Genomic DNA, 23,301 nt, shown 5'->3' on the forward strand with positions numbered 1-23,301 from the left:
TTGTCAACGGGAGGTATTCGTATATGGCTCCAGCACGCGCCAAAATCGTCATTTCGTCGTTACTCGCCCTTTGTATCCTGCTCGCGGGAACAGGGTGGCTCTTCTTCAGGGATACACCGGAAACACAGCCTTCCTATGCTCCGGATCAGGCCAAGCCTCCCAAGGTATCCACTCCGATTGTTCAGCAAGAGAGCGTACAAAAACCAACGGCTGAGATTCTCAGCAAGCGGGTTGTGGAATACCACATCGACACGACACTCGATCCGGAGAACCGTGTGATCAAAGGAACCCAGACGTTGACATGGACTCACCCCGGGAAAAAAACAGTGAACGAGCTGTACTTTCATCTGTACCCCAACGCCTTCTCATCCATGGACTCCACTTTTATGAAAGAATCTGGAGGCAAGCTCCGGAATGACTCCATGCCTGCGGACGGCTTTGGCTCCATGACCATTACCGATATGAAAACTGCTGAAGGCCTTTCACTTATGCATCGTATCCAGTATGTCCAACCTGACGACGGCAACGCAAAGGACAAGACTCTTGTCAAAGTCCGGCTTCCTAAACCCGTCAAGGGTGGAGAAAGCATCACGCTCAGCATCCAGTTTGAGGTCAAGCTCCCTAAAATATTCGCCCGAATGGGTACCGCGGACGATTTTGTCATGGCCGGACAGTGGTTCCCAAAAATCAGCGTCTACGAGCCTGCGGGCGTGAGGGGGCGGACGACAGAGGGCTGGAATTTGCATCAATACCATGGGAACTCCGAATTTTATGCTGACTTTGGCATCTATAGCGTCCGCATTCATGTACCGGACAACTATATCGTCGCCGCAACCGGATTTCCTGTACAGGCCGCACAGGTTCGCAACAACGAAAAAATCTATCAGTTTTATGCCGACGATGTTCACGACTTTGCCTGGGCAGCGTCACCAAACTTTGTTGTCGCTGAGGAGCCCTTCTCCTCTGCCGAGGTACCGGGCGTAAAGATCAAGCTTTATTTGGACCCTGCTCATAAGGACTTGAAGGAAAGATATTTCTTCGCCGCCAAAGCTGCTCTCAAATACTTCAGCAAATGGTATGGTTCATACCCTTACTCTACCTTGTCCATAGTCGTTCCGCCTGAATCAGGCAACGGGGCTGGCGGGATGGAATATCCAACGCTGGTAACAGCCTTCGGCGCCAAAGACGAATCACCCGGTTATGATCTGGAACGGACGGTCATCCATGAGATCGGACATCAATATTTTTACGGCATGCTAGCCAGCAATGAGTTTGAAGAGGCATGGCTGGATGAGGGTTTCACTTCATACGCTGAGGATAAGCTCATGGAGCAGGAGTATGGCGTTATTCCAAACCTGCCGATCCAAGCCTCAATCATTTCTTCACCCATGTCTTTAACGCAAGAAGCATGGAAATACGGCTCACAGGATCAATACGCGCTCAACGTTTATTACCGCGCCAAGCTGCTTCTGAAAGGGATGGAACAGCAGGTCGGCTCGCAGACCATGAGTAAAATTATGAGCACCTATGCTAAAAAGTACCGGTTCAAGCATCCTGCAACAGCTGATTTCCAAAAGGTGGTCGAGCAGGTTACCCATGAATCGTGGCAAACCTTCTTTGACCAGTATGTATACGGCAATCAGATGGCCGATTTCGCAGTAGACTCCATCTCTGTACACAAAAATGACAACGATACAGCACCTGTCTATGAATCCACCGTCAAGATTTCGAAAAAGGGTGGCGACTATTCTGAGGTTCCGATCATGTTCACCTTTACCGACGGCCATACGCTGAACAAGGTTTGGAACGGAACAGGTGACAGCGCCGAGTTTAAGCTGGAATACAGCGCGCCGCTGGCCTGGGCAATGGTTGATCCGAAATACTCGATTGTGATGGAGAACAAGCATATTAACAACTATTTAAAGGCGGATATGGATAACAAGGTGCTGATCCGCTGGAACTTGAGCATCACCAAGCTGATTGAGACTCTGCTTGGAAGTCTGTCCTGGTGAGGTGAGAACTGGTGAAATCCCATATTTCAAATGGCTGGAAAAGTCTTAAAAATCAATTTTATATCGTCATCATTCTCTTTTTGTACCAGCTGATCTGGGGATACTTCCTGTACCGTCTGGTCCATTCGGCCGTCGTTCCGCTGCTCATGCGCTATCCTGATCCACCACCCAATGAGCTGAGCCAACTGCTCTACTATATTGAAGGCAAAATGAGCCTGTCCACGAGCGGAACCGTTCATACGTACGTCTGGATCCTGATCTCCATGTGCGTGCTGCGCATGCTGGCCACTCCCTTCATCCATGCTGGGATCTTCTACGGACTGCACCGGGAACGTGAAGGTGAAATTGGTCTATACTTCTTCCAGGGGATGAAACGCCATGGAAAGGTCGTGTTTTTATTCCACCTGGTGGAATGGATATTGATTGCGGCACCTGCCTACTGGATCGTTCCTAAGATCTATGAGATTCTGCTGAACGGTATGCAGGTGCAAACCCTTGCCCTGCAAATCCTTCCTTATGCAGCAGCATGGCTCCTGTACAGCTATATCATTCGTCAGCTCAATCTCTTTATGCAGTTTGGCAAGACCGGCGGTACCGGCCTCCTTGCTCCCTTATGGCATTGTCTGCGCGGTTCGGCACCTTTAATCGGTATTTCGATTGTGCTTGGTATAACTAGTCTGCTCCTATTTAGTATCTGTACAGGCATCTCATTAATCTGGGCCGGGATCATCGCGCTCATTCTCCAGCAAGGCTATCACCTGGTCAGCTGTATGATGAGATTATGGGGTATTTCCGCCAAGTTTGATCTATGGCATCATCAGGCTCACAAAAATATAGAAAAATAAAAATTCTAATGGTTAATTTTTTGTCATCACTTCAATCCCTTGATAGAAGAAAAACCCCACCCTTCCACAAGGAAAGGGATGGGGTTTTATTTGTTTTTAAGTGCCGGATGTATTTGCCAAAGCGGCATTCCTCTGATACAATAATCCGGTACGAACTTAGTAACAACTTTGTAATAATTACTGTAACTATTCAAATTGTGCTGTAAACGAATTTCAACAACAACTACCAATTAATAAGATACCATGCCACCAGTCACTTTCAGGTGCTTGATCAAGGCCGAATTCCTTGGCACCAGGAAGCGGGGGAACCACTTTGGGTGAATTGATCTCGTAACAGAGGGATCATAGGGGACTACCTTCTACCGAATCCTTAAGCTAACCTCGCAGGCAACCGGAAGGGGTTTATGTTTTTGAAAAAGAAGTTTGCAGCAGCCGCACTTGGCTTAACACTTATGTTCTCGATGGGAACCAGCGTATTCGCGGATTCATCACTGAATAATGTTGTCCATAAAACGATCGGGGTTACTTACAAAACCGGCGGAACCACCACAAACGGGTTCGACTGTTCTGGTTTTACACGTTATGTATTTCAAAAGCTGGGTGTTTCCATTCCACGCCAATCCAGCGCCCAATTTAAAACAGGCACCGCAGTCTCCAAGAGCAACCTGAGAGCTGGAGATCTGGTATTTTTCAATACGACTGGCGCAGGCGTTTCCCATGTCGGAATCTACGTTGGTAATGGAAATTTTGCACATTCATCCTCTTCCAAGGGTGTTACAATCAGCAAACTAAGCAACAGTTATTTCGCCAACCGCTACATTGGCGCCAAACGAGTCATGAGCACTGCTAAATATAAAGCAGCTGTCTACAACTAATACTTACCCATAAACATACGTAATACTTACACGCCCGCGCTGGAGATTTTTGCCGAAATCCCCTACCGCGGGTTTCTTGTTACCTATTAGACGTATGAAACGGCTAATAGGTAACAACTTTTCATAAAAAAATTTATAAAAACTTCAAATATCTTTTCTCGCTTACCCCTCAATTACCCATCCCATCAACAAATAAACATATTTTCCTATAAAATCATCTAAATATTTCCTTATTTCTAAAAAAAATTGATTTTTTTCGCTTATTAATGATAGAAACAATTGCCAAATTAAAATTCCTTTGTTACAATAGTCCCAGTGAGTTAGTAACAACTTTGTAATCTTTGCAGAACCGTTTGAAAAAGAAACGTTTCCTGATTTATATAGTGTAGAGAATATATGCCGAATTTCCTCACACTAGGGAAGCGGGGGAACCATTACGGGTGAATTGATCTTGCAACAGAGGGATCATAGGGGACCTTCTACCGAATCCTTAAGCTAACCTCGCAGGCACCGGAAGGGGTATATTTGTTTGAAAAAGAAGCTTGCAGCAGCAGTCATGAGTTTTGCAATCGTATTTACCGTTGGAGCCGGAAGCGCTTTCGCAGACTCCAAAATGGACAAAGTCATTGATGATGTTATCGGTACGAAATACAAAACCGCAGGAACTACAACGAGTGGCTTCGACTGTTCCGGATTTACAGCATACGTATTCAAACATCTGGGCATTAACCTGCCGCATCAATCCGGATCACAGTTTAGTATGGGCTCGGCCGTTTCCCGCAGCGACCTGAGAGCAGGAGATCTTGTATTCTTCAATACCTCTGGCTCCGGCGTTTCCCATGTCGGAATCTATGTCGGCGACGGAAAGTTTGCACATGCCTCCACATCCCGCGGAGTTATGGTTAGTTCGCTAAGTGATAGCTACTACGTCAACCGCTACGTTGGCGCGAAACGAGTCATGAGCACGGATACTTATCAAACCGCCGCCGTTGATTCCGAAGACAATGATGACGTGCAGTAATGCTTTTTAGCATCTGCCAGGTTTGAACGAAAGCCCGTACCTTGAGATTTTTGCCGAAATCTCAAGTAGCGGGTTTTTTTGTCGGCATCTTTGCTGTATTTAATTACCAGGAACTGCCTACATTATTTCATTACCCCTCCTACTGGTAAATAAACATGTGAAATGACAGAGGTAAGGAATATATTTTAAAATATTTTCAAATCCTAAGGATCAGCGCTTTCTCTAACAAAAGGGGGCCTACGCTATGAGCGTTTCAAAAGATGTTTTCACTGTTGTTCCCATGAATCATGAGCAAGCTGAGATTTGCTGCAGTTGGAGATATGAACCACCTTACGACCGGGTTTATGGCTGGCTTCCTTGGGAGCAAATGGAGGCGCTCGGAATTGAGCTTGGAGATCCTGAAGTACGGAGACAGCAGTATATGTCTGTTCTGGACGCTGAGAGGGCTCTATGCGGCTTTGCACAGCTCTTCCCCATGGTGAATGTTATACGGCTCGGAATCGGCATGAGGCCTGATTTATGCGGACACGGACTGGGTAAAAGCTTTGTACATGCTATCATCCAGGCAGCGAGAACACGCTATGCCGGACTGCCTGTAGATTTGGAGGTCCAAGACTGGAATGAACGTGCCATCCGCACCTACCTTAAGGCAGGATTTGAGATTACCGACACTTATGAAAAGCAGACACCGGAAGGTATCGGCCGTTTTCACTGCATGGTCTATAAAGAAGATTAAATTGCGTCAATGATAAATGGTACAAAATTGTGTATTTTTAATGGCCTTTCCGCTGCTTTCGTTTACCTTTTTGTCACAAACTATTTGATGTACCGGCTTGTTCCGTTATAATGAAGAAATGAAGAACCGTAGTTTACATAGAAAGGACGAAAACGGATGCAAAAATGGATCTTGAGCGGTGTGTTAGCGATTGCATGTGTATTTGCCATCGTGCTCATGTTTACACTGCCTGGCAAAGAACAAGTTGCTGAAGAACAAAAACCAACGATGCCTGAAGTGACCATGGATGCTACAGCGGCTGAAGCAACGATTAAAGCCCAAAGCTGTATTAGCTGCCACGGTGACCAACTGCAGGGTGGTGTCGGACCTAACCTGCAAAAAATCGGCTCCCAGCTTTCTGCCGAAGAAATTTATACGATCGTTACTAAAGGTAAAGGCGGCATGCCTTCATTCAAAGACAAGCTGAAGAGTGAAGAAATTGCTAACGTAGCCCAGTGGCTCGCAGCCAAAAAATAATGATCCTTAAGAAATAAAAAAACACGCTTCGAGACCGTGAGGTCTTACCGAAGCGTGTTTTTTTTGCTGTACGAACGCCTGAGTCTAGCGTTTCTCGCCTGAGCGCATCTTTTCGAACAGTTCATTAAACTGATGCGCTTCCTTGATGTCAAGGGCGGTAATACCACCGTCATCCCAGGACGTCAGGCGTAATGTTACATTCTTATAATCAATCGAGATAAAAGGATGATGATCGAAGGCTTCAGATATCGCAGCAACCTCGTCGACAAATGAAATCCCCTTCATAAAGTTGGAAAAAATAAATTTGCGCACGATCCAGCGCCCTTCTTCCAGTTCCCAGCCTTCCAACTTCGCTAAATGTGCTTCCACTTCTTCTAGCGTATAAACCATATTCTTATTTCCTCCCTGAAACCAAACACCCTTCATGCAAGAGCGTAAAGGATGTGTCTTTACCTGGCTTTCCTTAACTTTTTCCATTGTATTCCGGTCATTAAATATTTATGAATATGGCCGTCCTCAAGGCCAAGCACTTGTTATATCTTAACACGCCAGATATTCAAAAATCCATTCGGCCCATGGACTAGATGAGTGGGACTACGGTCAGCTCCTCATCCCCGATCAACAGGTTAATGCGGTGGTTATCCTTGTCATACATAACGACACCGCTTCCAACTTCAATGACAGGCTCAGCACCCAAACCATAAAAGAGATCTTCCGCCAGCGCCTCATGTACCTCCCGCTTCTCATCGGGACTCAGCTGCTGCCATTCACCTTCTTCCATTTCAAAAAACTGATAGCTGTCAGGGATCTCACCCACTGCATTCGTCAGATCCTTCAAAATTCCGTCATAATCACGTCCATGCTTAACTCCCATAGCTATTCCCTCCGTCTGGTTACATATCGCCCTGATCTATGCAGGTCCCAACTCCGTTTGCTTTCAAATATCCCGATTTGTTCTGTCGATAATGAACGTCTGTTTTATCTATAGTTCATTTTATATAGGGTAGTGCTTGTATATTGGCCGTTTTAACCAAGCGATGATAGGACTGATGAACCCCTTTGTTTCATTATAACGGAAAAATCCCCTTAAAAAAAAAGAGAATCCTGACGATAAATAATATATTACGTTTCTTGGTGCAGCACATCATTTTGCAAGGATGCAAACATGGTGCACGAAAGGATTCAATTTTATTTCTCATGGATGAGGTGTGCAATGGAAATTTCAACAATTATCGGCCTGATACTCGGTTTGGTCTCGGTCTTTGTCGGCATGATACTCAAAGGGGCACCTTTGATATCTCTGCTTACCCCCGCCGCTTATGTCATTATTCTCGGGGGCACGGCCGCTACGTTATTTATTGGTTTTCCAATGTCAGAGCTTAAGAAATTTCCTAAGCTGCTGAAAATGGTATTTGTTAAGCAACGACTGGTAGAGCGCCGTGATTTAATCACAATGTTCATGGAATGGGCGTCCATTACCCGCCGTGAAGGACTTCTTGCCTTGGAAACCAAGGTGGAGGAGATCGATGACGACTTCCTGCGGAACGGCATGCGGATGATTATTGACGGCAATGACCAGGACTTTGTGCGTGATGTTTTGATGGAAGATATCACAGCTACAGAAGAACGGCACCGTGCGGGTGCACTGCTCTTTTCCCAAGCCGGTATGTATGCTCCTTCTCTCGGGGTGCTCGGGGCCGTTGTCGGCCTGATCGCCGCCCTGACCAAGATGGAGAATATGGGCGAGCTGGCGCATGCGATTGGTGCGGCGTTTATCGCGACACTACTTGGTATTTTTACAGGCTATGTGCTGTGGCACCCGATTTCCAACAAGCTGAAACGCTTATCCAAGAAGGAAATCGAACTGAAACTCATGATGATCGAAGGACTGCTGTCCATTCAATCCGGGGTTTCCACAATTGCAATCAGTCAAAAGCTTTCCGTCTTCCTAACCCCTTCCGAGCGCGCTCAAATGAATGAGAAGGAGGCTGCTGCAGGTGAGCAAAAAGACTAGACATGAGCCTCATGAGGAGCATGCCGATGAATCGTGGCTCCTTCCCTATGCCGACCTTTTGACCCTGCTGTTGGCGCTGTTCATCGTGATGTACGCTATGAGCGCCACGGATAACAAAAAATTCGAAGAAATGAGCGAAGCTTTTAACACAGCGCTCAGTACCGGCAATGGAGTTCTGAATTTCAGCTCGGCTCTGCCTTCGGACAAAAACCTCGATAAAGGCAAGAAAAACAGCGAGGAAAATGTCGTAAACAATGCCGACAAGCAAAAACAGAAATCCCAGCTGGCGAAACAGGAACAAGAAGACCTGGAGAAGCTGAAAAAGCAGCTCGATCAATATATTAGCAATAATGGACTGACCACTCTGCTCAATACGAAGCTGAATCAATCCCAGCTGACGATTACGATCAGTGACAACGCACTCTTTGCATCAGGCAGCGCTGTCGTGAAGCAGGAATCCCGGCAGTTAGCCGGAGCGATCAGCAATATGCTGCAGCAGTTCCCAACCTATAATGTGGTCGTGTCGGGCCATACGGATAATATGCCAATCTCTAACAGTGAGTATGCCTCCAATTGGGACTTAAGCTCCGACCGGGCGCTTCACTTTATGAAGATTCTACTGCAAAATGCAAAACTTGATCCGGTAAAATTCACTTCAACTGCTTATGGAGAATTCCATCCTATCGCTTCTAATGCGACGGACGCAGGCCGGGCGAAAAACCGCCGGGTTGAAGTGTCCATCATCCGTAAATATACGGATGAATCACAGCAAACATCGGATAAAACCAAATAACAACTTAAAAAGCTAAAAGCTGTATTATTCGTTATATACGATAAATACAGCTTTTAATCGTTATTTTCATTATTTAGCGTGATGGCCTCTACTGAAGTTCGTAATTGAGCAAACCGCTGAGTTCCTTTTTCTCAGCATCGGTCAAATCGCGCCATTTTCCCTTTGGGAGAGATCCCAGGGTGATATTCATAATCCGGATGCGTTGAAGCTTCCGCACGCTGTATCCAAAGGCGCTGCACATTCGGCGGATCTGCCTGTTCTTTCCTTCTGTCAAAATAATTTTGAACACCCGCTCGGATACACGTGTAATGATACATGGGCGTGTCATCTCACCTAGGATCTTCACGCCTCCGGCCATCCCCGTTAGGAATGAGGTCGTAATGGGCTGATCGACCGTCACGATATATTCCTTCTCATGCTTGCCCTCGGCCCGCAGTATTTTATTGACGATATCCCCGTCGCTGGTCATGAGAATGAGCCCTTCCGAATCCTTGTCCAGCCTTCCGATCGGAAAGATCCGCTCGGTATGCCCTACAAAATCAACGATGTTGCCTTTGATATGCTGCTCTGTCGTACTCGTAATGCCCACAGGTTTATTCAGGGCAATGTAGACATGACTTTTATTCTTCTCATTCAGAGGACGGCCGTCAATGCGCACATCATCCCCTTCCTCCGCTTGGCTGCCGAGAACCGCTGGCTCGCCATTAATGGTTACTTTACCGCTCTCTACCCACTTATCCGCTTCGCGACGGGAGCAGAACCCTGTCTCACTAATAAATTTGTTAATCCGCAATGGGCTCTTCCCCCTTATGATTTGGTCTGTTCTGTATCTCCTGCCAAAGGCAATATGATGTCAACCCGGGTTCCTTGCCCCGGCTTACTGAATATTTCCATCATCCCCTTATGGCCTTCAATAATACCTTGGCTGATCATGAGCCCAAGGCCTGTACCATTTTCCTTGCTGGTAAAGAAGGGTTCACCCAGCTTCGGCATGATATGGCTCGGAATACCAATGCCCTGGTCGGTAATGGTTATCCCAATTTCCTCAGGATTTAGTCTGAATAATTCTATTCTGATGATACCGCCGTTTTCCATAGCTTCAATCGAGTTTTTGATGATATTAATAAAAACCTGCTTCATCTGATTCTCTTCGCAATGCACTTTGAAGTCCTCCTGCTCGAATTCAAATTTGAATTCGATGCCGAATAAATGTGCTTGGCTGTCGAGAAGAGAAATCACATCATTTAAAATACTCCGGATGCTCTTCACCTGAAATTGAATGGCCTGCGGCTTGGCCAGAATCAGAAACTCGCTAACGATCAGGTTAATCCGATCCAGCTCCGACAGCATAATCTCATTATGGAGCGGCGATAAGCGATTATTCTCACGCTGCAGCTGCAAAAATCCTCGCAGAGTCGTCAGTGGATTGCGTATCTCATGCGCTACGCCTGCGGCAAGCTGTCCCACCGTAGTCAGCTTTTCAGAGCGCCGCAGGAGCTCGTCCATCTTATTGCGTTCTGTCATATCTCTAGAGACGCTAATAAAAGAAATAATATTGCCGTCCTCATCCTTTACAGGAGCCGTACTTATACTTACCTCAACCAGAGAGTCATCTCTTTTCAGGCGCAGCGTTTCCGTTGGTGGCAGCTGATCGCCTAATCGCAATGCTTTCAGCCTCTGTTGCTCTTCATCCTCCAGGAAGTCGGGGACAATCTTCAGACGCCTACCGAGCACCTCGGAGCTGCTCCAGCCATAGAGATTTTCAAAGGCCTTGTTAACCTGAAGAACACGGCCTGACCAATCGACGGTATGGATCGCATCCGCCGTTTGCTGGATAATTGACTCCAAATGATCTTTTACCGATTTGTTCTCCTCTACTGCCTGCTTCAGCTGGTTCGTGTAATCGCTTAAGCTGGCGGTCATGGTATTAATCTTCGAGGACAGCAGACCCAGCTCATCCTTGCTGTTGATGATAAGAGGTGTGTCGAAATGCCCTTCCGATACATGCCTGACCTTCACCAGAATAGACTTAATCGGGCGAATAAAATAGCCGGCCAGCACATAACTTCCAATGATAACAACCAACAGCAGGACCGCCGATATCGCAATGTAGTTAAATAACTGTTCATGAAGGATCTGTGAAATGATCTGATAGTCCATGACAATGCTGATAATGTAAACCGATTGATCGGGATTAAAAACCGGAATGAAACTTTTAATTACCTTCTCCCCATGAATACGGGTATCGAATACAACATTGGAGCCTGTTTTAACGGCTTGGGATACGGCTTGCTTGTCCTTGGATACATCTCCGTAATTATAGGTACCATATTGAATCGGACGGTTTCGTAATTTTATATTAAAACTGTCAAATCCATTATCCGTCATGCGCTCATTACCAAATGTCTGCGGATTGATGCATGTGATCTCCAAAATTTGCGGGTTCACTACCTTGGTCTTGTCCAGGACAGCCTCTGGACTTACCATCTTGGCATAATCGTTGACGGCATCGCTTCTGATATAAGGGTCAATCATATAATTTCGTTTGCCATCATAGTAATAGCCCCATTTGTCGATATAACCGGGGTTTGATGTTGAATATTCAAAAGGGCCTGACCAAAACTTATCTATATACATTCCTTGTGATACCGTAACCTTCTGCATGTTAAACAGCTGTTTAAATGCAGTGAACCAAAATCCCCAATCCTGTGTGGACATGCCTATTTCCTTAGGATCAGAGGATTTAATAATGACCACATCTTCTCTAGTGCGCACCATAAGGGAAATATCGGTTACGCCTACTTCCTGGCTCAGCTTTTTAAGCTTGTTGTTGTCGATATCATGATAATCCTCCGGCAGCTCTTTGGCTGCCAATATCGAGGCCATCCTAAGCATTTCGCCGATCTGGCGCTCGACATAATCTGAACTGTATCGGCTTTGCTCAATGGATGCAGCGACCTGCCTGGCAGCGATAAGCATTTTGCTCTCACTGTCCTTCTTCAGATTGGCTTGTGTCGTGTAGAAGCTAAGAAGTATGTATAAAAGCAGTATCAACAACAAGGAGCCAGACATGATGAGGGTTATTTTATTTTTAATGGACAAAGGACCACCTCTTGGCAAGGAAAGCTCTGAAGCTAAATAAATACACCTTTCATCATAACTCCAAACCCTCTCATTTGAAAAGACTGCCTTAAAAACTGGATCGCTTCTTATAACCCGGAAAAAGCGGAAATTAATCACTTTAGATTGATATTCGGCTAATCCTTCTCTAAAATAAGAAGATGATTTATACACTTTATACACATATCCACATTTTATCAAGGAATAATTGTGGATAAATCTGTGAGTAACGAAATTGTTATCCACAAAAATATTCACAGCATGTTAACAACCGAATATTTGTTCGCTGAATAAACCGTTTTTTGACAAGAGGAGGCTTTTAACCTTGAAAGAACAACAGAAGCATCCCCTTACTGTGGATGAAACTGTGGATAAAGTTGTGCATGAGTATTGGATGAGGGAAGCCATGATGCAGGCTAAACTGGCTGCAGATATTGGCGAGGTTCCGATTGGGGCCATTATTGTGCGCGGGGAAGAAATTATCGGACGAGGATACAATCTCCGTGAAACCTCACAGGATGCCACCGCACATGCGGAAATTGTGGCCATCCGGGAAGCCAGCCAAACCATCGGAGCCTGGCGCCTACTCGATTGCCGTCTTTACGTGACGCTTGAACCTTGCCCCATGTGTGCAGGAGCCATTGTTCAGTCTCGAATTCCGCAGGTGATATACGGAACTGGAGATCCGAAGGCTGGATGCGCCGGTACACTGATGAATCTGCTGCAAGAGCCGCGTTTTAATCACCGCACGGAAGTTATTGAGGGTGTACTGCAGGAGGAATGCTCCTCCATGCTAACGCAGTTTTTCCGCAAGCTGCGTAAGAAGCCATAAAAACATCTTATCGGTTGATCCGAAAAAATATAAAAGGCCTGGCCGGGGTTCATCCCGGCCAGGCCTTTTATTGTATCGGTTTTCAGCGCTTAGTAAGACGCACTGCCCATTTGTTTTTGGAGCTCATCCATGGTGATAACTTCGCTGTCTTTTGGAATGCCGATTTTAAAGGTTTGTTTTTCGTTAACCTTGCTGTATTGGTTCGTCATTTGCATCGAAAGCATCATGTTATCCTTGGTTTCAGGATCATTCATTTCAACGTTGACAACAGCATCCTGGTAGGAAGGGAAATCCTTTTTGTCAATGGCTGTATTCACGTTAAACTGGTTAATCTTCAGGTAATTCTTAAGGTCGTTCAGCCCTTTACTGAGCTCATCCTGATTCGCCGAATTCAGATCTGATTTCGCTTTATCAATATCTTCTTTTGTCAGACCCAGCATTTCGCGGTACTCATCCTTCGCAACGATATCCAGAATTTTAGGCATCGCCTTGTTCACGAAGATTTCCGCTGCTTCCTTTACGTTCTCGTTGGTTACATAGAACTGAACCACTTGCTTGGCATCTACACCCTCAGGCAGGTTCGCGTCCTTAACTTTAATGTCTTTGAAGTATTTGTTTCCGTCATATTCACCGTATAACGTATTCATGATTTCATTGGAGAGCTGCTGTGTTTTCTTCGTATCCATTGAATCTGGATTGAATTTCGTTCCCTCTTGCTCAGCCAGTTCCTTCATATCTAGAACCAGATATTTACCAACTACGTCTTCCGGAATTGGCAGCATTGGAATGCTTGGAATTTTAACATACAGCTTTTCCTTAGTCATTACCATTGGAATATTAAAGCTCATGGACATATCGCCCTTCAGATTAATACCCATGGTAAGCTCAGTTTGCATCGGATCGTTTTGATATACCCCATCAACTGTCAATTCCGCATTTTTGAGCATGCTCATTACTTGCTCGGTAGCCGCCGTGTTTTCAGTATCCGCGCTGGTTACCTTCAAATCTTTAATGACCACCTTGCTTTTCATTTCATATGAAGTCATCTTCATCGCATTCCCCGTTGCGCTCTTCATCGCGTCTTTCGGTTCCTGCTTACTCGTGCATCCTGCAAGGACCACCGTCATGGACATGAGCAGTGTAAGAATCAGGATAGCAAACTTCTTGTTCATGGATTTCTCTCTCCTCTCGGTTCTCTAAAACGATAACGCACCTATTAATCATAAACGATTTTGATCTTAACTGAAACAGATTTCTGGAAATTTTATGTTTGCAAATTAAGTAATTTCCTTTTTTTCCTGTTGCGTGAGCTCACATTTTGTAATACGGCACTATTCTTATGAGGTTGCAAAAATACGGAAAATGACAGCTGCTTCGTATTTTTTCACATATAACGACCATAAAAATTCAACAAAAAAAGCACTCCAGCGGATGCTGGAATGCTTTTTGCAGTTTCCAATTTTGCGAGAGATTTTAGCCCTCTTTATTCAAATGATCCACATGATTACGGTTTTTAACCTTTTTCGAGCCAGAAAGTGGCTCCTGCATCGAGTTTCCACCGGTGTTCCGGTGATGCTCGCGCTGTTCTTCCCTCTGGGCTTCAGGTACGGGAATCGCTTTTGGTTTGCTCATCGGTATTCCCCCCATTTTGGATTAAGAATGCGGATGTGTCAGATCCGCGGGCTTGTGATGATTGCGGGCGTCTTCATGCCGGCGATCGTTTTCGTCCTGCTGGATTTGCTGAGCATGATGGCTATTTACAGGTGCTTCGTTCAGCTCATCAATGACATTGCTCAGGTTCTTATCCAGTCCGGGTTTGGCCTTAGTCATCTTCTTCCCTCATTTCCCTTTTAAGAGTGATGAGTCACATCATGGAGTGCTTGAGCGCATTCATGGATCTGACGGGAATACCCCTGTGCCATATCCTGAATGATCTCTGTTCTTTCATCCACTGTTCTTCCATCCCGCTCCACATCCACCAAATCGACCTTTACTTCACGCGTATCCATATAAGAGCACTGGAAGTCAAAGGAGTACATTTGGCGCCCTGCGGAATCAATATGGATTCTGAGGGCATTAGGGTTTGCCTCATCAGCGAGGACCTGGGCGGAATCCGACGGATCAAGGTTTTGCGGCAGCTGCGACTGCCAGGCATGGACTAACTGGTTTTGGTTTAGTTGAAAATCTCGGTTCATTTCATCACACCTCCCCTACACTTTAATGTGCGGAGAAGCTTAAAAATTTATTCGTTATGATAAGCATCATCGCGCGATCCGAATTGATTCCCAAGAAGAAAAAAGGGCATAAAAAAAGAAGCCATTCTTTTAAAGAAATGACTTCTGTCGTTGTTATATATGGCGGAGAGGATGGGATTCGAACCCATGTGGAGTTGCCCCCTAACGGTTTTCAAGACCGCCCCGTTATGACCGCTTCGGTACCTCTCCAGGTGGTAAAAGAATTTTTCAATTACATAAAGCGTAACAAAAATATCTTACCACAGATTTTTATTATGATCAAGCTTTATTTATTTTTAGGACTAATAACCTTCACATTGCCCATGTAAGGCTGCAATACCTCAGGTACTGTCACGCTACCGTCAGCCTGCTGATAATTCTCCAGAATGGCAGCGACTGTTCGGCCAACTGCAAGCGCAGAACCATTCAGTGTATGCACAAATTCAGGCTTGGCTTTCGGTTCAGGACGGAACCGGATATTCGCCCGGCGAGCCTGGAAGTCCTCCGTATTGGAACACGAAGAGATTTCACGGTACATACCGCTCTCAGGCAGCCATACTTCGAGATCGTAGGTTTTTGCGGCGGAAAACCCCATATCACCTGTACAAAGCGCCAGCACGCGATAAGGCAGCTTCAGAAGCTGCAGCACATGCTCAGCATTGGCAGTCATTTTCTCAAGCTCTTCATAAGAGGAATCCGGAGACACAAGCTTCACCAGCTCTACCTTGTTAAATTGATGTTGACGAATCAGTCCGCGGGTATCACGGCCTGCCGAACCGGCTTCAGAACGGAAGCAAGAGCTGTACGCAACAAAATGCTTCGGCAGATCCTCTGTTGACAAAATTTCATCGCGGTAATAGTTCGTTACAGGCACCTCAGCAGTAGGGATCAGGTAATAATCCGTGTCACGGATTTTGAATAGATCCTCTTCAAACTTCGGCAGCTGGCCTGTGCCACGCAGACTGTCTCCATTTACGATGTAAGGCGGAAGCATCTCCACATAACCATGCTCACTGCTGTGCAGATCCATCATAAAGTTAATCAGAGCACGTTCCAGACGCGCCCCAAGTCCCTTATAAAAGGTAAAACGCGAGCCCGTTACTTTGGCTGCTGCTTCAAAATCAAGAATGTCCAGAGCCTGTGCAACGTCCCAGTGAGCCTTGGGTTGAAAATCGAATTCCGTTGGCTCTGCCCAGCGGCGAACTTCCACATTCTCCTCTTCGGAAGCCCCAACAGGGACCGACTCGTGCGGAATATTAGGAATCGCCATCATCAGATCAGAAATGGAAGCCTCAAGCTCACGGACTTCTTCATCCATGGCTTTGATCCGATCTGACACTTCACGCATCTCAAGGATTAATTCTTCCGCGTCCTCCTTGTTCTTTTTCCGTTTAGCTACTTCACCCGACACGGTGTTACGGCGGTTTTTCAGTGCTTCACTTTCCTGCAGCAATTCTCTGCGGCGCGTATCAAGCTCAGGAAAACCTGCGATCAAATCCAGCGATTTGTTGCGGTTCTTCAGCGCCTGTTCGACTTTTGCATAGTCGCTCCGCAATATTTTGACATCCAGCATTGGACAATTCCTCCTAAAAATCTTGCATGTATCCTTACTTCATAAAACTAAAGAAATCTTCTAAGATGTACTCCCGTTTACATACACATCAAAAAAATAACCCCGACCCTTGTGGAGATGCCCAGCCTGCCATCCGGTTTGCACCGGAGAGGCAAGCTGTATCATTCCCCTTATCTAAAGCTTACCCTATTGGGGCCTTTAGATATCATAAAAAGAGTCAAGGTGTCTGTCATGTTATATATCGGTATAAAGGCAGGCTTCTATGACGCTCGGCTGGCCTTTACCATATCCACGAAATACTGATGGAACCGGTAATCATCGGTGAGCTCCGGATGGAATGAAGATGCCAGTAAATGCCCCTGTCTAGCCGCTACGATCTCACCATTGTAAGAGGATATTACATCCACTTGTTCTCCCACGCTGCGAATTAATGGCGCTCGAATAAACACAGCCCGGACTGGCTCATCGACCCCTTTGATATCCAGGTCGGTCTCAAAACTCTCCCGCTGGCGTCCAAAGGCATTACGGGCTACGGTCATATCCATCAGCTCCAAGTGAGCCTCTTCCTGACCTTCTATCGATTTGGCAAGCACGATCAGGCCCGCGCAAGTCCCAAAAACAGGCTTACCCTCCGCGGAGAACTGGCGTATGGCATCCATAAAATCGTATTTACGCATCAGCTTGCCGATTGTCGTGCTTTCACCGCCAGGGATAATCAGGCCCTGAATCTCCTGAAGCTCTTCCTTTTTCTTAATCGCGACGCCTTCTGCGCCAGCAAGCTCAATGCTGCGAATATGCTCTGCTACGGCACCCTGAAGTGCCAATACCCCGATTTTCATATGTCGTTAGCCTTCTCTCTCGTTTACCAGCCGCGATCCGACATCCGTTCAGACGGACTCAGCTTCGAAATCTCGATGCCTTTCATTGGAGCACCCAGGTTCTTCGAAACCTCAGCAATCAGCTTGTAGTCTTGGAAGTGAGTCGTTGCCTCAACGATCGCTCGGGCAAATTTTTCAGGGCTGTCCGATTTGAAAATACCGGAGCCTACGAATACGCCGTCTGCACCCAAATGCATCATGAGCGCGGCGTCAGCTGGTGTTGCCACTCCGCCTGCAGCAAAGTTTACAACTGGCAGCTTGCCGTTTTCATGTACGCCAACGAGAAGGTCGTAAGATACGCCCAGGTTTTTCGCTTCGGCATAAAGCTCGTCCTTCGACATGTTTTGTACTTTACGGATTTGGCTGTTAATAAAGCGCATATGGCGGACAGCCTCAACAATGTTGCCTGTTCCCGGCTCACCCTTTGTACGGATCATGGATGCACCCTCGCCGATACGACGCAGCGCTTCACCCAGATCTTTGGCTCCGCATACGAACGGAACTGTAAAATCCCATTTGTCGATGTGGAATACTTCATCTGCCGGAGTCAACACTTCACTCTCGTCAAGATAGTCCACACCCAGAGATTCCAGCACTTTAGCTTCCACAAAGTGACCGATACGGGCTTTTGCCATAACCGGGATGGATACCACTTTCATCACTTCTTCGACAATCGTCGGGTCAGCCATGCGGGCTACGCCGCCGGCTGCACGAATATCGGATGGTACGCGTTCCAAAGCCATAACCGCTGTTGCACCTGCGGCTTCAGCGATTTTTGCCTGTTCAGCATTCATGACGTCCATGATGACGCCGCCTTTTTGCATTTCTGCCATACCTCTTTTGACTCTCGAAGTTCCCGTTTCCATGTCTACGCCTCCCGAAATGTATATCATGTCATCTGTTTTCCCTCTATAAGTAGATAGGAAAGTACAGTTCCACATTCAATTTGACTAGCTCGAAATTAAGAAAACCCTCTTACCGCTGTATTCTTTTCAGAACGCAGTTACTGATATCTTAAAAAAGATTTTTAATCCCGTTAAACAGGTCGCCAAACATGTCTTTGATTGCACGGAAGAACAAACGGAACCAGCCGCCCTTTTCCACTTCCTCGGAAGTGACCAGGTTCACCGTTTTGGTCTGTGCCTTATCGATGCCTTCGGCTTTATAGGTGTAGGTAATCGTACCGACCTTGGTGCCTTTTTTGATTGGCGCTACAAGGCCGTCCGCTTTATCCAGCTTGGTTGTGAACTTAACGCCTTTGGCTTCTGCGCCTTTAGGTACGATAAAGCTGATATCACCGTCGGTCACAACGCCAACGCTGGTCTCAACGCCCTTTTTGACAGGAACGGAATCCAGACCTTCCACTTTGGATTTGCTTGCTACAACCTGTTTAACGTCAAAGTTATCGAAGCCGTAATCGAGAAGTTTCTTGGTTTCCGTAAAACGGTGAGCCTCGGAGTCGGCCCCCATGACGACGCCGATCAGGCGCACACCGTTACGGACTGCCGTTGATGTGAAACAGTTACCCGCGTTTTGCGTATGCCCTGTCTTTAGACCATCCAACCCTGGGTAAGCATAAGCTTTGAAATTCTGAATATTCTTGTTGCTTTCCAGCATCCAGTTATAGTTAATAATTGGAGCTTTATCCCGTTCACGGAATTTATACGATTGAATCGAAGTATATTTGGCATAATCCGGATGGTCGGTAACAATATGCTTGCCCAGAATGGCCGCATCCATTGCCGACATGACATCTTCTTTATCGGTGTCCGGCCGGAAGTCTTTCGGCATGTCAGCTCGGTCAAGACCTGTTGCATTAATAAAATAGGCCGTCTTCATACCCATTTCCTGAGCGGTCTTGTTCATCAGCTTCACAAACTCCTGCTCGGTTCCCGATACCTTCTCGGCCAGTGCAACCGTTGCGTCGTTTGCGGAACCAACAGCCATCGCTATGTACAGTTCCTCTACGGTATGTACGTCCCCTTCAGCAAGAAAAATACGCGAGCCGATGGTTTCTTCGGAGTTTTTGCCTACGGTGACCTGATCCGTCCATTTCAGCTTCCCCTGCTTGATCTGTTCGGCGACGATGTACTCCGTCATCATTTTGGTCATGCTTGCCGGAGGCAGTGGCTCATCCGCATTCATGGCATAGAGAATTTGACCCGTTGTCGGCTCGATTAATACCGCGGACTTCAGGTTCAGTTCAGGCTTTTGAATGCTGCTTGCAGTGCTTGTCGCGGTGCTGGTTGCAGCAGTGCTTGCCGGAGCAGCGAATACCATGGCCGCAGGCAATGCGGACAAACATAACATATTCAATAGCATAACCGAAGCTACGCTCTTTTTAACGAGATGACGTTTGTGTTTTTGTTGTCCCGCCTTCCGGCTTGGACGATTCCAATGCTTACTCAATGAATGTATAACTCCCCTCTTGCCTAACTTAAATTCTTACTTGTTCTATTCTATCACAGGGGATAAAGCAAAAAAAGACAGACAGGGCGAAATTCGACCTGTCTGTACAAGAAGATGTTGGATTTATGCAAACATCCTTCTGAATTATACGGAATAGTTTGGAGCTTCTTTGGTAATTTGTACGTCATGTGGGTGACTTTCGCGCAGGCCCGCACCCGTAATACGAACAAATTGGGTATCTTCACGAAGCTCATCAAGAGATTTCGTTCCGCAGTATCCCATACCGGAGCGTAGTCCGCCGATCAATTGGTGAATCGTGTCCGCAAGTGGTCCTTTGTATGCGACACGTCCTTCAATGCCTTCCGGGACGAGCTTCTTGTCATCATCCTGGAAGTAACGATCCTTACTACCTTGCTTCATCGCTGCCATGGAGCCCATGCCACGATAAACCTTGTAACGACGTCCTTGATAAATTTCAGATTCACCAGGACTCTCTTCTGTACCGGCAAACATACTTCCAAGCATAACGGCATGTCCACCTGCAGCAAGTGCCTTCGTAATTTCACCAGAATATTTGATACCGCCGTCGGCGATCAATGGGATACCATATTCACGTGCAACCTGTGCACAATCATATATTGCGGTAACTTGCGGTACGCCGATTCCAGCGATAACGCGAGTCGTACAAATGGATCCAGGACCGATACCAACCTTCACCACAGATGCACCGGCTTCGATCAAATCACGAGTCGCTTCACCCGTTGCAACGTTGCCTGCGATGATCGTCAGCTCCGGATATAGGCCACGCAGCTCGCGAACCGCATCCAGAATGTTGATGTGATGTCCATGGGCTGAATCCACAACAACCACATCCACACCAGCGTTAACCAATGCCTCAGCACGGTCGAATCCGTCTTTGGAGATACCGATAGCTGCACCGACTAGCAGACGTCCCTGTGCATCTTTTGCTGCGTTCGGGAACTGGATCGCTTTCTCAATATCCTTTATAGTAATGAGGCCCTTCAGGATGTTATGATCATCGACCAAAGGAAGCTTTTCAATTTTATGCTTTTGAAGAAGTACTTCCGCTTCCGCCAGCGTCGTGCCGACAGGTGCAGTTACGAGATTTTCATGAGTCATCACTTCTTTGATTTGAATGCTGTAGTCATGAACAAAACGCAAATCCCGGTTCGTCAGAATACCAACCAGCTTTTTCTGATCATCTACAATCGGGACTCCGGAAATACGGAATTTTGCCATCACTTGCTCAGCATCCGAAACCAATTGCTCAGGTGTTAAGGAGAATGGATTCGTAATCACGCCGCTTTCTGAGCGTTTTACACGATCTACTTCTTCAGCCTGCTGCTCCACCGGCATATTCTTATGAATAATCCCGATTCCGCCTTCTCTTGCTATGGCAATAGCCATGGCTGATTCGGTAACGGTATCCATACCCGCACTGATGAGTGGAATGTTGAGCTTCACATGTTTGCTTAATCTTGTGGACACGTCCACTTCCTTTGGCAATACCTCAGACTTGCGCGGCACCAGCAATACATCGTCAAAAGTAAATCCTTCTTTACTGAATTTGTCTTCCCACACCTCGGAATTTCCCCCTCATTTATCATGTATTGTATTCGTCAAAACCCTTATGCTGCAAGGCTTGAAAATCATTTTCTGAAAATATATTATTGCCATCTTAGCAAAGGCGCTGTGAAGCTGTCAAGGAATTGAGGCTGGTAAAACTAACAGAACAAGGACCTGTCTAATCCCTGCAAATACATGTCCACTGGTACTAGACAGCTCTCAAAAAAAAGACATCCCTTGGTGGGATGTCCAATTTTCGTAAGTTTCATTCAAAAATATGATTAGTTCCCTGTTTGAGACTGTACAGCTGCAGACATTTGAGCCGTGTATTCCTCCAGTGTCAAAGCCTTTTTCGCTTCTTCTGGCAGCTTAATCGATTGCGGCTCATTATACTTGCTGTACCCCATGTTCATCGTCATGTCCATTGATATTTCCGGTGTTTCCTGAGCAGCCGGCATCGTATAGGACATATTCATGTCGGCTTTATATATACGATGAGTCTCTTCATCAATCCAGTATACAATGTTGGCAGCCACTCCCATATTCTCCACGGCTGCTTGGCCTTCACTTGGCAGAGAACTCATCATATCACCCACTCCGGTCAAACTTTGCGTATCATTAAGCAGCCCTTTGAGTGAAGGAATTTTACCGTACAATGCCACCTTCGCATACGATTTGCCCTCAATGGTGTCTTTGCCCAAGTCACGGAAAATAAAATATTTCTGATTCAGGATGCTGATCTGGGTCGCATTTTCTTTTTGGAGCTTCATGAGCTGATCAAAGGAAGGCATCCCTTTGGACATATTGATCCATTGCTTTTCTCCTGTTCCCATATCAGGGCTTTGCGTAAAGATCCCTTCTGGCACCATATACGTTAAAGACTCCATATCACCGGATCCCATAAAATCCTTCATTGTCATCTTTTCCATCATGCCCTGTTTGTCATCCAGATGAATCTGTCCTTCGACAGCCATCTTCATAGATACAGTGTTTTGTTCATCGCTGTTCTTGTCTTGAAGATCCTTATTAAAACTATTTTGATTCATATCATTGCCTTGAAGACGCATATTTAGAGACATTCCGACTTGGGATTCGTAAGAGTGTAAGCTAGCCATCTCCTTCTGCACTGCATCCATCAGCTGAATCGCAGACTGATCATTACGAAGTATCTTGGCCAAGGAAGACTGTACATCGGAAGCATTTAGGACCTGTTGGGTCTGCCAATCAATACCCATTTCAGATTGTAAACGTTTAATGCTTTCTTCGTCTTTAAAACCCAATACCCTTCCCAGAACCACAGATGCATCTTTCCCGGTGATCAGCTCGTTTGGACGTATACTTCCGTCCGGGAATCCTTTAATTACTTTACGTTCCAGCATCGCACTGACAGCATCTTTATAAGGAGAGTCAACCGTTACATCCTTAGGAAGCGGTGTAGAAGATGTCCCTGCAATATTTAAATCAGAAGTAACCAATTTCAGAAAATCACCGCGAGAAATCCCTTCCGAATCTGCCGCATAGGCGGGTAGAGAAATTCCCATCACCAAAACACCCGTAAGAAGCGCTGATGCCAAACCTTTTTTATTCTTTTTCATATGTACTTTACCCCTCTCTCATGATACATCAGGAATAATTTAACTATAATATATAAGTATACCATGTAATTCTATTAAAAAATAATTCTAGAGAACACAAAAAAACCACCGTCGATTGTTATCAACAGTGGTTTTTTGCTTGGCGGCATCCTACTCTCCCAGGACCCTTCGGTCCAAGTACCATCGGCGCTGGAGGGCTTAACGGTCGTGTTCGGGATGGGTACGCGTGGAACCCCTCCGCCATCGCCACCAAACAGGATT

23 protein-coding genes, 1 tRNA gene, 1 rRNA gene and 2 riboswitches are annotated in these 23,301 nt (G+C 46.2%); of the genes, 9 read left to right on the forward strand and 16 right to left on the reverse strand.

Annotated elements, in window-relative coordinates; translation table 11 throughout:
• Window positions 1-23: 23 nt before the first annotated feature.
• The 6 genes from KJS65_RS29230 (at window position 24) to KJS65_RS29255 (ending at window position 6,005) form a co-directional block, all read left to right on the forward strand.
• Window positions 24-2,012 (forward strand): M1 family metallopeptidase, encoded by a 1,989-nt coding sequence (locus tag KJS65_RS29230; RefSeq protein WP_213653267.1) that lies wholly within the window; start codon window positions 24-26, stop codon window positions 2,010-2,012.
• 11 nt (window positions 2,013-2,023) lie between these two features.
• Entirely contained in the window at window positions 2,024-2,857 is an 834-nt protein-coding gene (locus KJS65_RS29235) for a hypothetical protein (protein ID WP_213653268.1), read from the forward strand.
• A gap of 265 nt (window positions 2,858-3,122) precedes the next feature.
• Window positions 3,123-3,262, forward strand: a riboswitch (cyclic di-AMP (ydaO/yuaA leader).
• A gap of 5 nt (window positions 3,263-3,267) precedes the next feature.
• A complete protein-coding gene (locus tag KJS65_RS29240) occupies window positions 3,268-3,732 on the forward strand; it encodes a C40 family peptidase (protein ID WP_136607610.1) in 465 nt (154 codons plus the stop codon).
• A gap of 387 nt (window positions 3,733-4,119) precedes the next feature.
• Window positions 4,120-4,257: riboswitch (cyclic di-AMP (ydaO/yuaA leader) on the forward strand.
• A gap of 4 nt (window positions 4,258-4,261) precedes the next feature.
• Window positions 4,262-4,753 carry a C40 family peptidase gene (locus KJS65_RS29245; RefSeq protein ID WP_213653269.1) on the forward strand — a complete coding sequence of 164 codons (492 nt, stop codon included), beginning with the start codon at window positions 4,262-4,264 and terminating at the stop codon, window positions 4,751-4,753.
• A gap of 244 nt (window positions 4,754-4,997) precedes the next feature.
• Window positions 4,998-5,489, forward strand: a complete 492-nt coding sequence (locus tag KJS65_RS29250; RefSeq protein ID WP_213653270.1) for a GNAT family N-acetyltransferase — start codon at window positions 4,998-5,000, stop codon at window positions 5,487-5,489.
• 156 nt (window positions 5,490-5,645) lie between these two features.
• Window positions 5,646-6,005, forward strand: coding sequence for a c-type cytochrome (locus KJS65_RS29255; protein ID WP_136607607.1), 360 nt, complete (start codon window positions 5,646-5,648; stop codon window positions 6,003-6,005).
• A gap of 84 nt (window positions 6,006-6,089) precedes the next feature.
• On the opposite strand, the gene KJS65_RS29260 is transcribed toward KJS65_RS29255, so the two are convergent.
• Both KJS65_RS29260 and KJS65_RS29265 read right to left on the reverse strand, forming a co-directional pair.
• Entirely contained in the window at window positions 6,090-6,395 is a 306-nt protein-coding gene (locus tag KJS65_RS29260; protein ID WP_213653271.1) for a 4a-hydroxytetrahydrobiopterin dehydratase, read from the reverse strand.
• Between the two features lie 190 nt (window positions 6,396-6,585).
• Entirely contained in the window at window positions 6,586-6,879 is a 294-nt protein-coding gene (locus KJS65_RS29265) for a hypothetical protein (RefSeq protein ID WP_213653272.1), read from the reverse strand.
• A 339-nt stretch (window positions 6,880-7,218) separates the two neighbouring features.
• Here KJS65_RS29265 and motA point away from each other — a divergent pair, with 339 nt between their 5' ends.
• Together motA and motB are read left to right on the forward strand one after the other, a co-directional pair.
• Window positions 7,219-8,019 (forward strand): flagellar motor stator protein MotA, encoded by an 801-nt coding sequence (motA, locus tag KJS65_RS29270; protein WP_136607605.1) that lies wholly within the window; start codon window positions 7,219-7,221, stop codon window positions 8,017-8,019.
• A complete protein-coding gene (gene motB / locus KJS65_RS29275) occupies window positions 8,003-8,812 on the forward strand; it encodes a flagellar motor protein MotB (RefSeq protein WP_213653273.1) in 810 nt (269 codons plus the stop codon). The genes motA and motB overlap by 17 nt, the downstream gene beginning before the upstream one ends.
• Window positions 8,813-8,900: 88 nt before the next feature.
• Here motB and rluF read toward each other — a convergent pair whose 3' ends face one another.
• Both rluF and KJS65_RS29285 read right to left on the reverse strand, forming a co-directional pair.
• Complete coding sequence (gene rluF, locus KJS65_RS29280; protein ID WP_213653274.1) at window positions 8,901-9,605, reverse strand: 23S rRNA pseudouridine(2604) synthase RluF; 705 nt, start codon at window positions 9,603-9,605, stop codon at window positions 8,901-8,903.
• Between the two features lie 14 nt (window positions 9,606-9,619).
• Complete coding sequence (locus KJS65_RS29285) at window positions 9,620-11,914, reverse strand: ATP-binding protein (RefSeq protein WP_213653275.1); 2,295 nt, start codon at window positions 11,912-11,914, stop codon at window positions 9,620-9,622.
• A 343-nt stretch (window positions 11,915-12,257) separates the two neighbouring features.
• Here KJS65_RS29285 and tadA point away from each other — a divergent pair, with 343 nt between their 5' ends.
• The gene (tadA, locus tag KJS65_RS29290; RefSeq protein WP_280531369.1) at window positions 12,258-12,764 is read left to right on the forward strand and encodes a tRNA adenosine(34) deaminase TadA; all 507 of its coding nucleotides are present in this window, start codon (window positions 12,258-12,260) and stop codon (window positions 12,762-12,764) included.
• Between the two features lie 89 nt (window positions 12,765-12,853).
• On the opposite strand, the gene KJS65_RS29295 is transcribed toward tadA, so the two are convergent.
• The 12 genes from KJS65_RS29295 to rrf all read right to left on the reverse strand — a co-directional run bounded on the left by KJS65_RS29295 (window position 12,854) and on the right by rrf (window position 23,294).
• Entirely contained in the window at window positions 12,854-13,936 is a 1,083-nt protein-coding gene (locus KJS65_RS29295; protein WP_213653276.1) for a hypothetical protein, read from the reverse strand.
• Window positions 13,937-14,237: 301 nt separating this feature from the next.
• Complete coding sequence (locus tag KJS65_RS29300) at window positions 14,238-14,396, reverse strand: small acid-soluble spore protein P (protein ID WP_213653277.1); 159 nt, start codon at window positions 14,394-14,396, stop codon at window positions 14,238-14,240.
• Window positions 14,397-14,417: 21 nt separating this feature from the next.
• Entirely contained in the window at window positions 14,418-14,594 is a 177-nt protein-coding gene (locus KJS65_RS29305; RefSeq protein ID WP_213653278.1) for a hypothetical protein, read from the reverse strand.
• A 20-nt stretch (window positions 14,595-14,614) separates the two neighbouring features.
• Window positions 14,615-14,959 (reverse strand): hypothetical protein, encoded by a 345-nt coding sequence (locus KJS65_RS29310; protein WP_213653279.1) that lies wholly within the window; start codon window positions 14,957-14,959, stop codon window positions 14,615-14,617.
• A gap of 160 nt (window positions 14,960-15,119) precedes the next feature.
• Window positions 15,120-15,208: transfer RNA gene (locus KJS65_RS29315), tRNA-Ser, on the reverse strand.
• Between the two features lie 76 nt (window positions 15,209-15,284).
• Entirely contained in the window at window positions 15,285-16,571 is a 1,287-nt protein-coding gene (gene serS / locus KJS65_RS29320; RefSeq protein ID WP_213653280.1) for a serine--tRNA ligase, read from the reverse strand.
• 260 nt (window positions 16,572-16,831) lie between these two features.
• Window positions 16,832-17,410, reverse strand: a complete 579-nt coding sequence (gene pdxT / locus KJS65_RS29325) for a pyridoxal 5'-phosphate synthase glutaminase subunit PdxT (protein ID WP_213653281.1) — start codon at window positions 17,408-17,410, stop codon at window positions 16,832-16,834.
• A gap of 23 nt (window positions 17,411-17,433) precedes the next feature.
• Entirely contained in the window at window positions 17,434-18,315 is an 882-nt protein-coding gene (gene pdxS / locus KJS65_RS29330; RefSeq protein ID WP_136607596.1) for a pyridoxal 5'-phosphate synthase lyase subunit PdxS, read from the reverse strand.
• 148 nt (window positions 18,316-18,463) lie between these two features.
• Window positions 18,464-19,771: a D-alanyl-D-alanine carboxypeptidase family protein gene (locus tag KJS65_RS29335; protein ID WP_213653286.1), complete on the reverse strand. Its 1,308-nt coding sequence runs from the start codon at window positions 19,769-19,771 to the stop codon at window positions 18,464-18,466.
• 231 nt (window positions 19,772-20,002) lie between these two features.
• Complete coding sequence (guaB, locus tag KJS65_RS29340) at window positions 20,003-21,460, reverse strand: IMP dehydrogenase (protein ID WP_213653282.1); 1,458 nt, start codon at window positions 21,458-21,460, stop codon at window positions 20,003-20,005.
• A gap of 266 nt (window positions 21,461-21,726) precedes the next feature.
• Window positions 21,727-23,040 carry an S-layer homology domain-containing protein gene (locus KJS65_RS29345; protein ID WP_213653283.1) on the reverse strand — a complete coding sequence of 438 codons (1,314 nt, stop codon included), beginning with the start codon at window positions 23,038-23,040 and terminating at the stop codon, window positions 21,727-21,729.
• Window positions 23,041-23,177: 137 nt separating this feature from the next.
• Window positions 23,178-23,294 (reverse strand): 5S ribosomal RNA (gene rrf, locus KJS65_RS29350).
• Window positions 23,295-23,301 lie beyond the last annotated feature (7 nt).

The organism is Paenibacillus sp. J23TS9, from assembly GCF_018403225.1.
GTDB lineage: Bacteria > Bacillota > Bacilli > Paenibacillales > Paenibacillaceae > Paenibacillus_AQ.